Annotated in this window: 12 protein-coding genes and 1 pseudogene; 4 read left to right on the forward strand and 9 right to left on the reverse strand. The window is 61.0% G+C overall.

The genetic code is table 11. The features are described from left to right. Nucleotides 1-57: 57 nt before the first annotated feature. Both L4G42_RS26305 and L4G42_RS10010 read right to left on the reverse strand, forming a co-directional pair. Nucleotides 58-681, reverse strand: a pseudogene (locus L4G42_RS26305) (cache domain-containing protein); the annotation flags it as partial. Then, nucleotides 678-1349 carry a methylamine utilization protein gene (locus L4G42_RS10010; RefSeq protein WP_237250375.1) on the reverse strand — a complete coding sequence of 224 codons (672 nt, stop codon included), beginning with the start codon at nucleotides 1347-1349 and terminating at the stop codon, nucleotides 678-680. The gene L4G42_RS10010 and the pseudogene L4G42_RS26305, both read right to left, overlap by 4 nt. Before the next feature lie 260 nt (nucleotides 1350-1609). On the opposite strand from L4G42_RS10010, the gene lon reads away from it, so the two are divergent. Then, a complete protein-coding gene (gene lon / locus L4G42_RS10015) occupies nucleotides 1610-4027 on the forward strand; it encodes an endopeptidase La (RefSeq protein WP_074888879.1) in 2418 nt (805 codons plus the stop codon). Between the two features lie 303 nt (nucleotides 4028-4330). Next, the gene (locus L4G42_RS10020; RefSeq protein ID WP_133772474.1) at nucleotides 4331-4723 is read left to right on the forward strand and encodes a protease inhibitor I42 family protein; all 393 of its coding nucleotides are present in this window, start codon (nucleotides 4331-4333) and stop codon (nucleotides 4721-4723) included. A 93-nt stretch (nucleotides 4724-4816) separates the two neighbouring features. On the opposite strand, the gene L4G42_RS10025 is transcribed toward L4G42_RS10020, so the two are convergent. Continuing rightward, on the reverse strand, nucleotides 4817-6613 hold the full coding sequence (locus L4G42_RS10025) for a methyl-accepting chemotaxis protein (protein ID WP_237250376.1): 1797 nt from the start codon (nucleotides 6611-6613) through the stop codon (nucleotides 4817-4819). A gap of 249 nt (nucleotides 6614-6862) precedes the next feature. Here L4G42_RS10025 and cmoA point away from each other — a divergent pair, with 249 nt between their 5' ends. Continuing rightward, nucleotides 6863-7606, forward strand: coding sequence for a carboxy-S-adenosyl-L-methionine synthase CmoA (gene cmoA / locus L4G42_RS10030; protein WP_133772470.1), 744 nt, complete (start codon nucleotides 6863-6865; stop codon nucleotides 7604-7606). Continuing rightward, a complete protein-coding gene (gene cmoB, locus L4G42_RS10035; protein ID WP_237250377.1) occupies nucleotides 7603-8562 on the forward strand; it encodes a tRNA 5-methoxyuridine(34)/uridine 5-oxyacetic acid(34) synthase CmoB in 960 nt (319 codons plus the stop codon). The genes cmoA and cmoB overlap by 4 nt, the downstream gene beginning before the upstream one ends. 168 nt (nucleotides 8563-8730) lie before the next feature. Here cmoB and pdxJ read toward each other — a convergent pair whose 3' ends face one another. From pdxJ to lepB, 6 genes are all read right to left on the reverse strand, one after another. Continuing rightward, the gene (pdxJ, locus tag L4G42_RS10040) at nucleotides 8731-9477 is read right to left on the reverse strand and encodes a pyridoxine 5'-phosphate synthase (RefSeq protein ID WP_237250378.1); all 747 of its coding nucleotides are present in this window, start codon (nucleotides 9475-9477) and stop codon (nucleotides 8731-8733) included. 89 nt (nucleotides 9478-9566) lie between these two features. Further along, entirely contained in the window at nucleotides 9567-10256 is a 690-nt protein-coding gene (gene recO / locus L4G42_RS10045; RefSeq protein WP_237250379.1) for a DNA repair protein RecO, read from the reverse strand. Between the two features lie 156 nt (nucleotides 10257-10412). Beyond that, on the reverse strand, nucleotides 10413-11315 hold the full coding sequence (gene era, locus L4G42_RS10050) for a GTPase Era (RefSeq protein WP_074888856.1): 903 nt from the start codon (nucleotides 11313-11315) through the stop codon (nucleotides 10413-10415). Then, entirely contained in the window at nucleotides 11308-11997 is a 690-nt protein-coding gene (gene rnc, locus L4G42_RS10055) for a ribonuclease III (protein ID WP_037014347.1), read from the reverse strand. Before rnc ends, era begins: the two co-directional genes overlap by 8 nt. Continuing rightward, nucleotides 11994-12371, reverse strand: coding sequence for a DUF4845 domain-containing protein (locus tag L4G42_RS10060; RefSeq protein ID WP_237250561.1), 378 nt, complete (start codon nucleotides 12369-12371; stop codon nucleotides 11994-11996). Before L4G42_RS10060 ends, rnc begins: the two co-directional genes overlap by 4 nt. 100 nt (nucleotides 12372-12471) lie before the next feature. Beyond that, a complete protein-coding gene (gene lepB, locus L4G42_RS10065) occupies nucleotides 12472-13326 on the reverse strand; it encodes a signal peptidase I (protein WP_237250380.1) in 855 nt (284 codons plus the stop codon). Nucleotides 13327-13335: the final 9 nt, after the last annotated feature.

Raw genomic sequence — 13335 nt, forward strand, 5'->3', positions numbered from 1 at the left:
GTCGCTGGGCGGACTCATCATCACCCCGCGCAGGCTGTCAAACAGCGGCGCCGGCTAGGTGCTGATCATCTGACCCGGCTGCTTTTGCACGATCGACAGAAACGACACCTGCAAACCGCTCAACGAGCGCAGTTCCCGGGCCAGATCACCGTCCATGCTGAAACCCATGACCACGCGGGCGATCGGCAGCGGGGCGAGCACGGTGCTTTCCACCAGCAAGTGGGGCTGGCCCTGCAGCGGCACGATCAGCATCGACTGATTCTTGCCCTTGAGCTCACGCAACGCCTGAATGTAGGGGAACGGCGAGCCCTCGGGAATCTGCGCGACGGTGCTGGCCATGACCGTGCCGTCCATGCCCAGCAGAAACATGTCATTGGCGTTGATTCTGGCGCCGTGATTTAGCAATACCGAACGAATGGTCGCCGAGTCCGCAGACGCCACGGCGTCACGGAAGCCGAAATCGGTAGACAACAATTGCACCGCGTCGCGCAGCCGCTTGCCGCGCATTTCCAGCAAGCCTTCAAACACCCGGGTGCCGACTTCGAGCTGCGCCTGGGCTTGTTTACGCACGGCGTCCTGGGTCGCCGCTCTCACCGCAATAAACACAGCGAAGACCACGATCAGCAGCAGCATGATCAACACGCCGGCAATCCGCGCCTGAAAGCTGATGCGCACCTTCATTCGTGGGCTGCTTTATGAAAGGCATCGCCGAACGCGCTGGACGGCGGCGCGGCGGGGGTGTTATCGGCGCTGGGCTGCACGGCGACGCTGAACCGCTGCTTGAGGCCGCCGGCCGGAATGTCGATGTCCCCCCCGGACACCGGCAGCATGTCGGCGGCTTGCGGGTGCCAGAGGGTGACCGTGTAGTGACCGACAGGCAGTTGATCCAGCGTCAGCGTGCCCTTGTCGTTGCTTACGCCGAACCACCCATCGTCGGTGACGTACACGTAACCAATCATGTTGTCGTGCACGTTGCAGCCGAGCACGACCACGCCCGGCTTGTCGAACAGCACGGGGGCCGACGGGGTACCGCCATACAACCGCAGTTCAAAACGTTTGGGCGTCGAGAACGAGTACACCTGATGACGGATTTGATCGCTGTTGGGGAAGCTGATTTCCGTACCGCTGCGCACCGCCAGCACATGGGGGGCAAATTGCACATCGCGTTGGTCCATGTCGGCTTTCAGCGACCCGGCAGGAGGCGGAGTTGCGCCGCGCAGGGTGAGCACCGCGTCGGGGAGCGGCTTGCCTTGGGCATCGACGAATTCGGCGGTCAAAGTCGCCGCACTGGCGAGAGTGCCGTGCAGCGCGGTTAAAACGAGCAACAATGCAATTAAAACGTTGCGCATAGCGGGTGTTCCAGAACGGCGAGGCCGGCAGAGAGCCTGCCTTGGCGAAAATTTTAGCGTAGCGCACGGATCGGCCGTCAGCGATATCAAACGGACACCCAATAAAAGCACATAGCCACTACCTATTGGAAGGTACGACACTGCGCAACACCATACGTATTTCTATATCGTCTCCCTTAGTCAGTGCTATCGACCGCCGCTATTGAAACCTGAGCCCATCCGCCCCATCTAAGGCTCATATCCATTTATGCAGGTGCCCCATGAGCGACCAGCAATCCGACGCCAACCAGCCGCACCCGGACGACGATCACGAACACGAAATCCTCGGCTCCGACAGCAAGCGCCTCGCACTGCCCGGCCAGAACCTGCCGGATCAGGTGTACATCATCCCGATCCACAACCGTCCTTTCTTCCCCGCGCAAGTGCTGCCGGTCATCGTCAATGAAGAGCCCTGGGCCGAAACGCTGGAGCTGGTTAGCAAGTCTGATCACCACTCGCTGGCGCTGTTTTTCATGGACACCCCGCCTGACGACCCCCGTCATTTCGACACCAAGGCGTTGCCGGAGTACGGCACGCTGGTCAAGGTGCACCACGCCAGCCGTGAAAACGGCAAGCTGCAGTTCGTCGCCCAGGGCCTGAGCCGCGTGCGCATCAAGACCTGGCTCAAGCACCATCGCCCGCCGTTCCTGGTGGAGGTCGAATACCCGCACCAGCCCAACGAGCCGACCGACGAGGTCAAGGCCTACGGCATGGCGCTGATCAATGCGATCAAGGAGCTGCTGCCGCTCAACCCGCTGTACAGCGAAGAGTTGAAGAACTACCTCAATCGCTTCAGCCCCAACGACCCTTCCCCGCTCACCGACTTCGCCGCCGCCCTGACCTCCGCCACGGGCGTCGAGCTGCAGCAGGTGCTCGATTGCGTGCCCGTGCTCAAGCGCATGGAAAAAGTCCTGCCTATGCTGCGCAAGGAAGTCGAAGTCGCGCGCCTGCAGAAAGAAATTTCCGCCGAGGTGAACCGCAAGATCGGCGAGCATCAGCGTGAGTTCTTCCTCAAGGAACAGCTCAAGGTCATCCAGCAGGAACTGGGGCTGACCAAGGACGACCGCAGCGCTGACATCGAACAGTTCGAAGAGCGTCTGGTGGGCAAGACCCTGCCGCCGCAGGCGCGCAAGCGCATCGACGAAGAGATCAACAAATTGTCGGTGCTGGAAACCGGTTCGCCGGAATACGCCGTCACCCGCAACTACCTGGACTGGGCAAGCTCGGTGCCGTGGGGCGTGTTTGGCGACGACAAGCTCGACCTCAAACACGCGCGCAAGGTGCTCGATCAGCATCACGCCGGCCTTGATGACATCAAGAGCCGCATTCTCGAATTCCTCGCCGTCGGCGCCTACAAGGGTGAAATCTCCGGCTCCATCGTGCTGCTGGTGGGCCCGCCGGGCGTCGGTAAAACCAGCGTCGGCAAGTCGATTGCGGAATCCCTGGGCCGGCCTTTCTACCGTTTCAGCGTCGGCGGCATGCGCGACGAGGCCGAGATCAAGGGCCACCGTCGCACTTACATCGGCGCCCAACCGGGCAAGCTGGTGCAAGCGCTGAAAGACGTGGAAGTGATGAACCCGGTCATCATGCTCGACGAGATCGACAAGATGGGCCAGAGCTTCCAGGGCGACCCGGCCTCGGCGCTGCTCGAAACCCTGGACCCGGAACAGAATGTCGAATTCCTCGACCACTACCTCGACCTGCGTCTGGACCTTTCGAAGGTGCTGTTCATCTGCACCGCGAACACCCTGGACTCGATCCCCGGCCCGCTGCTGGACCGGATGGAAGTGATTCGCCTGTCGGGCTATATCACCGAAGAAAAGCTCGCCATCGCCAAGCGCCATCTGTGGCCCAAGCAATTGGCCAAGGCCGGTGTCTCGAAAAACAGCCTGATGATCAGCGACAGTGCATTGCGCGCGGTCATTGAAGGGTATGCGCGGGAAGCCGGGGTGCGACAGCTGGAGAAACAGCTGGGCAAACTGGTGCGCAAGGCGGTGGTCAAGCTGCTGGACAACCCGGACACAGTGGTCAAGATCGGCCCGAAAGAGCTGGAAGCTTCGCTGGGCATGGCGGTGTTCCGCAATGAGCAAGTGTTGTCGGGCACCGGCGTGATCACCGGCCTGGCCTGGACCAGCATGGGTGGCGCGACGCTGCCGATCGAAGCCACGCGCATTCACACGCTCAACCGCGGCTTCAAGCTCACCGGCCAATTAGGCGACGTGATGAAGGAGTCTGCCGAAATCGCCTACAGCTACGTCAGCTCCAATCTGGCGAAGTTTGGCGGCGACAAGAGCTTTTTCGACGAAGCCTTTGTTCACTTGCACGTGCCTGAAGGTGCCACGCCGAAAGACGGGCCAAGTGCGGGCGTCACCATGGCCAGCGCGCTGCTGTCGCTGGCGCGTAACCAGGCGCCGAAGAAAGGCGTGGCCATGACCGGCGAACTGACCCTGACCGGTCATGTACTGCCGATTGGCGGCGTGCGGGAGAAAGTCATTGCGGCGCGTCGGCAGAAGATCTACGAGCTGATCCTGCCGGAAGCCAACCGTGGCAACTTCGAAGAACTGCCCGATTACCTGAAAGAAGGCATCACCGCGCACTTTGCCAAACGTTTTGCGGATGTGGCGAAGATATTGTTTTAAGCACTTCCTGCGCGCTTCCGCGACTGCGTAGTGGCAACGACCGGCCAACGCCGAACGTCAGCGCTGCGCAGAACCTGTAGGAGCGCGCTTGGTCTGGGCCGCATCCGGACGAAGAGGCCAGCTGATCCGACGCATATTCGTCGTTCGTGCCTACGCCTTCGTCCGGATGCGGCCCAGACCAAGCGCGCTCCTACAATTTGTACAGCGTCACCCGCCAGCTCCGCATGAACACCAGGCGACCGTCTGCCAGGTTTCTAAATCTTCGGTTATGCTCGCCCCATGTCGCCTACGACCGGAGCCTTCATGACCCCTGCCCGCTTGCTCGTCCCGCTTAGCCTCACCCTGCTTGCCGCCTGCGCCCAGACCCCTAAACAAATCGTCTCCCTGGACGATCAGCAAGACTGCCCCCTCACCCTCAAAACCGGCCAGACCCTCATGCTGATGCTGCCCAGCAATCCCACCACCGGGTACCGCTGGCTGATGCAAAACCCCGCGCCGTCGATACTCGGCAGCCTGGGGCCCGAGGTATTCAATGCCTCCAAAGACGTCGGTCTGGTCGGTGAAGGCGGTCAGTCGGTCTGGCGCTACCGAGCCGCCAACCCGGGCACGGGCCATCTGATGATGGTCTATCAACAACCCTGGGCGCCGGAGGTGGCGCCGGAACGCACCTTCGATTGCGTCATCACGGTGAACTGATCGGCCTGCTGGCTTCACCGACCGCCGTTGCAGAAGCGCGCTTGCCCGCGAAGGGCTGATCAACCGCGTCCCAGGCACGGGCGTGAGCCTCCGTCATTCGGCCAGTAATTGCGCAGCATCGAAGCCCATGCGCAAGTTGCCCCAATGACGGCCTTCGAAGAAGAACGGCACGTCGATCTCGGTCATGATTTCCCCGGTGTCGCGCAGGTAGGTCTGCAGCAGGAAGCGCTGTTTGTTAGCGGCTGCGCGCAGGCCGATGGGGTCAGCAAACATGCGCTTGTTCCGGCACACTGGCAGGTCTATGGCCCGATCGCCCGTAGGTTTTTTCGACACCCAGCTGTTGTTTACCGGGCAGTAACCCTTGGTGTCGACGATGAAGGTGACCTTGCCCCCCAGCGTGCCTTTGGTGAGCGCGTCGCACTCCTCCTGACAGATCTGCGCGAAGCGCTCGGTGTAGCTGGTCGTGTATTGCTTGGGATCGGTGCCGGGGATCAGCTTGTAGTTCTGATCGAACAAGTTGACCCCTTCACGTTGCAGCGCGGCCAGACGCACCTGGAGCCGGTCGCGGCAATGACTGGCGCGGGTAATGCCAGCGTCCAGCGCGCCATGCCCGAGGACAAACCGGCCCAGCAGCGCCTGGACCTTTTCCGCCACGCCCGACAGGTCGCGGGTGGCGGTGGCCGAATGCTGCATGCGCTGGTCGATGGACTGGCTGTCCGCATGAATCTGCGTGACGCGGTCGTTGATGCCGGTGTTGCTGTCGGCGAACTGCTGGATGTGCGAGGCGATGTCCTCCAGCTTGGTGTGGGTGGATTCGAAGTCGCCGATCATGCTCTCGAAATGCCCTGACGCGCGCTCGACCACTTTCTGGGTCTCACGGGCGCTGTGGCTGATCTGGGTGGTCTGCTCGTGGGTCGAGCTGACTTCCAGCAACATGGCATCGATGTTTTGGGAGATGTCCTCGGTGGCGCGGCTGACGTTCTGGGCCAAGGTCCGTACTTCGTCGGCCACCACCGCGAAACCACGCCCGCTCTCCCCCGCACGCGCCGCCTCGATCGCCGCGTTGAGCGCCAGAAGGTTGGTCTGGGAGGAAATCTGCTGAATCAATCCGACGATGGACTTGATGCTCGATGAGCGTTGATTCAACGCCGACACCAGGGTGCCGAACTCACTCAGGCTGCTGGAAATCTCACTGATGTTGCCGGTCACTTCCAGCAGTTCGGTGTAGGAATCGCGGGCCATGCTGAGGTTCTGCGCGGTGGTCCCGGAAATGCCCTGGGTCTGCCGGGACACCTCGGCAATACGCCCCACTGCGTCGTTGCTCTGCTCCATGACTTCCTTGGCGAAGCGCGCTTGGTGGGTCGCGCTGTCGCTGGAATCGCTGATGTTTTTCAGCGAGCGCGCGGACTCCACGGCAATGTGCACGGTCAGCGCCTGAACGCTGCTGATGATCTCCCGCTGCTTGCCAAGAAACCGGTTGCAGGTGCTCGCCAGCACGCGAATTTCATCGTGGGTCAACAGCGGCAAGTCCTTGGACAGGTCGCCCTCGCCATTGGCAATGCCTTCCAGCGCCAGCGTCATCTGGGTGACCGGCCGCACGATCAAGTGCCGGAAATACCAGACCATGAAGCTGACCAGACCCAGGGTAAACAGCGTGCTGCCGAGAATGGCATTGCTCAGCACATCGAGTTTGCCCTCGATCATGCTCAGCGTCCCCGCCGGCAACTGCGCGGTGCGCAACTGCAGCAGGATGTCCGCGCGGATGCTCACGGCCACCCAGTACACCACGGCGCTCACCACCACCATCAGAAACAGGCTCGACAACTTCTTGGTCAAAGAATCGAAAAACTGCCTTTCGATGGACTCGTACAACGCCTTGAACGCATGCATGCCACGGTTCCCTGTGCCAAATAATGAAATGGGTTGCGAATTAAGGTTTTTCGACTGCTGGAGGGAAAGCTTTAATGTGCGGTGTGAAGGATGCCCGATGATGGCCGGGCGTTGCAGCGATATTCAAAAAGATCGGCAGCGTTGCGGGTATCTGTCGCGGGGCTAAGGGCTACTTTGAAGATGAGGTTCCAGCCAAGGGGCGGAATTGGCTAAAATGCCTCACTTTTCGCCTTGTCCCCCGGAATCGCCGTGAGCCCAGAACCCGACCGCCTATTCGCCCAGCCGCTGCCCCAGGTGCCCGACTTCGCCTTCAACGAAGACGTCGTGCGGGTGTTCCCGGACATGATCAAGCGCTCGGTGCCGGGCTACCCGACCATCGTCGAAAACCTCGGCGTGCTCGCGGCGCAGTTCGCCCAGCCCCACAGCGTGCTCTATGACCTGGGCAGTTCACTGGGCGCCGTCACTCAAGCGTTGCGCCGGCATGTGCGCACTGAAGATTGCCGGGTGATCGCCATCGACAACTCGTCGGCCATGGTCGAGCGCTGCCGGGAATACCTCAACGCACAGGACTCGATGTACCAGGAGTTGCTGCCGGTGGAGGTCATCGACGGGGATATCTTGAATCTCGAGTTTCAGCCCGCCTCGGTGGTTGCGCTGAACTTCACCCTGCAATTTATCGCGCCGGAACAACGCCTCGCCCTGTTGACTCGCATTCGCCAGTCGCTGCTGCCCGGCGGTGCGCTGATCGTGTCGGAGAAGCTGCGCTTTGATGACACCGAAGAGCACGCGCTGCTTACCGATCTGCACGTTGCCTTCAAGCGCGCAAACGGTTACAGCGAACTGGAGATCGCGCAGAAGCGGAGCGCGATCGAAAATGTGATGAAGCCCGACAGCCTTGAGCAGCACCGCGAACGCCTGCTTGCTGCTGGCTTCAGCAAGGTCGTGCCCTGGTTCCAGTGCCTCAATTTCGCCTCGTTGATTGCCCTGCCATGATTGATCTCGCTCCTCTGGTCCGCCGTATGGCGGGCACACCACTGTATGCCTGGGCCCAAGGCCTGCAGGCGCAACTCGACGCGAAGATGGAAAAGGGTCACGGCGACCTCGAACGCTGGCAAGGCGCGCTGAATGCCTTGCCAGACCTGATGCCGAGCCGCGTCGAGCTCAAGGACGATTTCATCCTCGACGCCGACTGCGACGACGCCACCCGCGAGCAGACCCGCGCCGCGCTGATGGGCCTGTCGCCGTGGCGCAAGGGGCCGTTTGAGGTATTCGGCGTACACGTCGACACCGAATGGCGCTCGGACTGGAAATGGTCGCGGGTGTCGCCGCACCTGAACCTGAAAGGCAAGCGCGTTCTGGATGTCGGCTGCGGCAACGGCTATTACCAGTGGCGCATGCTGGGGGCCGGCGCCGACAGCGTGATTGGCGTCGATCCCAACTGGCTTTTTTTCTGCCAGTTCCAGGCCATGCAGCGCTACTTGCCTGACCTGCCGGCGTGGCACCTGCCGTTCACCCTGGAAGATCTGCCGGCTCGGCTCGAAGGATTCGACACGGTGTTTTCCATGGGCGTGCTTTATCACCGCAAATCGCCTATCGATCATCTCCTGGCGCTCAAGGATTGCCTGGTCAAAGGCGGCGAGCTGGTGCTGGAAACCATGGTGGTGGAAGGCGACGCGAACCAGGTGCTGGTGCCGGAAGACCGCTACTCGCAGATGCGCAACGTGTGGTTTCTGCCGTCGGTACCGGCGCTGGAACTGTGGCTGCGCCGCGCGGGCTTCGTCGACGTGCGCTGCGTCGACGTCAGCACCACCACGGTTGAAGAACAACGCGGCACCGACTGGATGCGCTTTCAGTCGTTGAGTGACTTTCTGGATCCGGCAGACCAAAGCAAAACCGTGGAAGGATTACCGGCGCCAAGACGGGCGGTGATTGTCGGGCGCAAGCCGTAAACCGAAAAAGTCGCCACCGCGTGCTCACCAAACATGATGGCAGCGCAGATGTAACTGACGGCAAATCACCTGTAGGAGCGCGCTTGTCCGCGACTGCGGTGTATCAGGTTAGTTTTCACTCACTGACAGCATGCAATCGCGGGCAAGCGCGCTCCTACAGGTATTGCGTCAGGCCTTGGCTGCCGCCGCCAGAATCAACGCTTTCATCTCCGACACCGCGGATTTGAAGCCGACAAACAGGGCATGGGCCACCAGCGCGTGGCCGATGTTCAGCTCGTTGATGCCCTTGATCGCCGCGACGGCTTCAACGTTGTGATAGTGCAAGCCATGGCCGGCGTTGACGATCAGGCCTTGGGCCACACCGAAGGCGACGCCGTCGGCAATGCGCTTGAGCTCTTCGGCAACGGCCGCCGGGGTTTCGGCATCGGCATAACGGCCCGTGTGCAGTTCGATGGCCGGCGCGCCAACCCGGGCCGATGCTGCAATCTGGCGCTCATCGGCATCGATGAACAACGATACTTCGCTGCCGATGGCAGACAATCGCTCTACGGCCGCCTTGATGCGCGCTTCCTGACCGGCAACATCCAGCCCGCCTTCGGTGGTCAGTTCCTGCCGGGTCTCCGGCACCAGGCAGATATGCGCCGGCCGAATGCGCTCGGCGAACGCCATCATTTCTTCAGTGACGCCCATCTCGAAATTCATGCGCGTTTGCAGCACGTCTTTCAGCAGCAACACATCGCGCTCCTGAATGTGCCGACGGTCCTCACGCAAATGCACGGTGATGCCGTCGGCGCCTGCTTCTTCAGCATCCAGCGCTGCCTTGACCGGATCGGGATAGCGCGTCCCCCGAGCCTGGCGCAGGGTAGCAACGTGGTCGATGTTCACGCCGAGCAGAATGCGGGTGCTGTGGGTCACGGGGTTCTCCTGATTACTGAAGCGGTGCCAGCCAGTGGCGGCTGATTAAGCACGCGAGGGAAGATTTTCTAGGTTTGCGCCGCAGGACGCTAGAGTTTGCGAAACAATTCACGGCTGACCAGCGGCCGCCCCCCCAGATGCACCGCCAGGGCCTGGCGCATCAGACGCTTGGCCGCCGACAACGCGCCCGGCGAACTCCAGTCCGCTTCAGACACCGCCTGCAATTCGGCGCCCTGAAACAATCCCGGCTGAAACAGATAAACCCGCTCAAGGCCGGCATCCACCTGAAGCCGGTACATGCCGTCGCTGGCCAATGGATCACCGTTAACGTCCGCATCCAGCGCAAAGCCGTAACCGAGATCGTCCAGCAGCCGCCACTCGAACGAGCGCAACAACGGTTCCAGCGCGCGCCCTTCGGCCAACGCCACAAGCGTCGCGGCGTAATGTTCGAACACCCCCGGGTGCGGGTCTTCGGCAGGCAGCAGGCGAATCAGCAGCTCATTGAGATAAAGACCGCTGAACAGCGCTTCGCCTTCCAGCCACGTGGCGACGCCGGCGCCTTCCATCCGCCCCACGTTCTTCAACTCGCCCCGCCCGCGAAACTCGACTTCCAGCGGCACGAACGGCCGCGCCATCGTGCCCGCCTTCCCCCGAGCGCTGCGCAACACCGCGCGCAGGCGACCCTGCGGGGTGATGAAATCGACCAGCGCGCTGTTTTCGCGGTACGCACGGCTGTGCAACACATACGCGAGCTGACCGACGGGAGGGGTCTGTGACATGGCTATCTCGATGAAAGAACGCGGCCGAACGGGCAATCTGAAACGACTGTGGGAGCGAGCCTGCCCGCGAAGTCGCTGCAACAACCCACATCAATGCTGAGTGTTGCAGACCCTTCGCGAGCAACCTCGCTCCCACAGAATAACGGTGCTGCGGTGTTACAAGTCGCCGTAACCCAGCGAACGCAACGCGCGCTCGTCATCGGACCAGCCGCCTTTAACCTTGACCCACAGATTGAGCATGACCTTGGAGTCGAACAGCACCTCCATGTCACGGCGCGCATCCGAGCCGATGCGCTTGATGCGCTCGCCCTTGTCGCCAATGATGATTTTCTTCTGCCCGTCGCGCTCGACCAGAATCAGCGCGTGGATATGCAGCGTCTTGCCCTGCTGCTTGAATTGCTCGATCTCGACGGTGATCTGATACGGCAACTCGGCACCGAGCTGACGCATGATCTTCTCGCGCACCAGCTCTGCCGCGAGAAAACGGCTGCTGCGGTCGGTGATCTGATCTTCCGGGAAGAAGTGCTCATTCTCCGGCAGATGGTCGGCGATGACCTTTTCCAACGCTTCCAGGTTATGCCCCTGCTGCGCCGAGATCGGGATGATCTGTGCGTTCGGCAGTTGCTCCTGCAGCCAGGACAAATGCGGCATCAGCGCGCTTTTGTCTTCGATGCGGTCGGTCTTGTTCAGCGCCACGATCAACGGGCCGGTCACGTACTGCACGCGCTCGAGAACCATCTGGTCTTCTTCGGTCCACTTGGTGCGGTCGACCACAAAGATCACCACGTCGACGTCTTTCAACGCTGCCGAAGCGGTCTTGTTCATGTAGCGGTTAAGGGCTTTATCGCTGTTTTTGTGCATGCCGGGCGTATCGACGTAGACGGCCTGCACGGCGCCTTCAGTCTTGATGCCGAGCATGTTGTGCCGGGTCGTCTGCGGCTTGCGCGAGGTGATCGCCAGTTTCTGGCCGAGGATGTGGTTCAGCAGCGTCGACTTGCCCACGTTTGGCCGGCCAACGATGGCAACATAGCCACAGCGTGTTGCAGGTGAATCAGTCATTGCCATTCTCCACACCCAGGGCGATAAGGGCTGCGGCCGCTGCTACCTGTTCGGCAATGCGACGGCTCACGCCTTGTCCCCGGCTTTTTTCATTCAATAAAGAGATCTCGCATTCGACGAAAAAGATTCGGCAATGCGGTTCGCCCTGAATATCCACCACTTCATAGCGCGGCAGATCACAGGCGCGTGACTGCAGGAATTCCTGCAGCCGTGTTTTCGGGTCTTTGTTGGTATCGACCAGCGTCAGGGTTTCGAACTCGCTGGCCAGCCAGGCGAGCACGCGATCCCTTGCCATGTCCATGCCGGCGTCGAGGTAGATCGCACCGATCAGGGCCTCCAGCGCGTCGGCCAGAATCGACTCACGGCGAAAGCCGCCGCTCTTCAGCTCACCCGAGCCCAGGCGCAGGTACTCGCCCAGATCGAAACCACGGGCCAGCAGCGCAAGGGTCTCGCCTTTCACCAGACGGGCACGCAGGCGGGACAACTGACCTTCACGCGCCTGGGGGAAACGCTCGAACAGCGCTTCGCCGGCGACGAAGTTGAGAATGGCATCACCGAGGAATTCCAGACGCTCGTTGTTGCGTCCGGCAAAGCTGCGGTGGGTCAGGGCCAGGATCATCAGTTCCTGGTCCTTGAAGGTATAGCCGAGCTGACGCTCCAGGCGACTCAATGAAACGCTCACGGTTTACCCACGCTGAATTCGTGGTCGAACTTGACCACCAGATCGATATTCTGGATCAGTGGCTCACGTTTTTCGTAGTTCAAATGGGCGAGGAACCTGTTGTTCTCCGTCGTCACAGTTAACGCCTTGTTCAAATCCAAATCCCGAATGTTGTTAACCTGCATGCCTTTGGCCACATAGGCGTAAAGGTCACCGGCGTTGGTGATGTCTGCCGAGCGGTCAGTGCCGGCACTTTCGATGATTTTCTTCATCGTCAGGTAGTCCATGTAATGCGGCACGATCTTGGCGGCAGCGCTTGCGGCGAAGGCCAGAATCGCCAGCAGCATCAGCCAGCCGATGAAAGACAGGCCTTTTTGCGGACCGGCAGACGTCATGGTTGCTTTCAAGAGTAGCCCTTCCCTGTCACCTGCGAGATCGGCCACGCAACATGGCCCTGAATGACATACGGCGCTGCCAGTGGCAGCGCCGCATCGATTACTTGATCAGACCGACTCGCGAGAAGTTCGGAAAGTGGCTGAGCTTGGGTTCAGGCCAGCTCATCCAGACCGCGAAGGCCTTGCCGACGATATTCTTGTCGGGGACCATGCCCAGCTCGTCCTTGGGAATATTGGGGTCATCCCAGTAACGGCTGTCGTTCGAGTTGTCGCGGTTGTCACCCATCATGAAGTAGTGCGCGGCCGGAACGGTCCATTCATGATCAGGCGGCGCGCGGTAGCGGCTCATTTCCTGGCGGATCTGGTGTTCCACCTCGCCCAGCTTCTCGTTGTAGAGCTCTGCGCTGCCCAGCGTACCCGGCTCAGAACCGATCAGCTTTTTGGCCACCAACTGACCGTTGATGAACAACTGCTTGTCGTTGGTGTAGCGAATCACATCCCCTGGCAGGCCGACGACGCGCTTGATGTAGTTGACGTTGGGGTCGCTTGGGTAGCGAAACACCATCACGTCCCCACGTTGCGGGTCTCCGACCGGGATGACCTTGAGGTCGATCACCGGCAGGCGGATGCCGTACGAGAACTTGTTCACCAGGATGAAATCGCCCACGTCCAGCGTCGGCTTCATCGAGCCCGACGGGATCTGGAACGGCTCAACCAGGAACGAGCGCAGTACCAGAACGATGAACAACACCGGAAAGAACGACTTGCCGTATTCGACGAGAAACGGCTCCTTGTTCAACCGCTCCACGACGGCGACATCAGGCTGGCTCACGCTACCCTGATAGTTCGCTATCGCGTTACGGCGACGCGGCGCCAATATGATCAGATCGAACAAGGCCAGCAAACCGCAGACAAAAACGGCGACGACCAGCAACAGCGGGAAATTTAGTGACATAGGGCCTGA

Origin of the sequence: Pseudomonas petrae, assembly GCF_021728295.1 — a bacterium.
Taxonomy (GTDB): domain Bacteria; phylum Pseudomonadota; class Gammaproteobacteria; order Pseudomonadales; family Pseudomonadaceae; genus Aquipseudomonas; species Aquipseudomonas petrae.

Bases quoted from the DNA above. Each gene is read 5' to 3' on its own strand.
- L4G42_RS10010 (WP_237250375.1), bottom strand. From the start codon at position 1,349: ATGCGCAACGTTTTAATTGCATTGTTGCTCGTTTTAACCGCGCTGCAC.
- lon (WP_074888879.1), top strand. From the start codon at position 1,610: ATGAGCGACCAGCAATCCGACGCCAACCAGCCGCACCCGGACGACGAT.
- L4G42_RS10020 (WP_133772474.1), top strand. From the start codon at position 4,331: ATGACCCCTGCCCGCTTGCTCGTCCCGCTTAGCCTCACCCTGCTTGCC.
- L4G42_RS10025 (WP_237250376.1), bottom strand. From the start codon at position 6,613: ATGCATGCGTTCAAGGCGTTGTACGAGTCCATCGAAAGGCAGTTTTTC.
- cmoB (WP_237250377.1), top strand. From the start codon at position 7,603: ATGATTGATCTCGCTCCTCTGGTCCGCCGTATGGCGGGCACACCACTG.
- recO (WP_237250379.1), bottom strand. From the start codon at position 10,256: ATGTCACAGACCCCTCCCGTCGGTCAGCTCGCGTATGTGTTGCACAGC.
- era (WP_074888856.1), bottom strand. From the start codon at position 11,315: ATGACTGATTCACCTGCAACACGCTGTGGCTATGTTGCCATCGTTGGC.
- L4G42_RS10060 (WP_237250561.1), bottom strand. From the start codon at position 12,371: ATGACGTCTGCCGGTCCGCAAAAAGGCCTGTCTTTCATCGGCTGGCTG.
- lepB (WP_237250380.1), bottom strand. From the start codon at position 13,326: ATGTCACTAAATTTCCCGCTGTTGCTGGTCGTCGCCGTTTTTGTCTGC.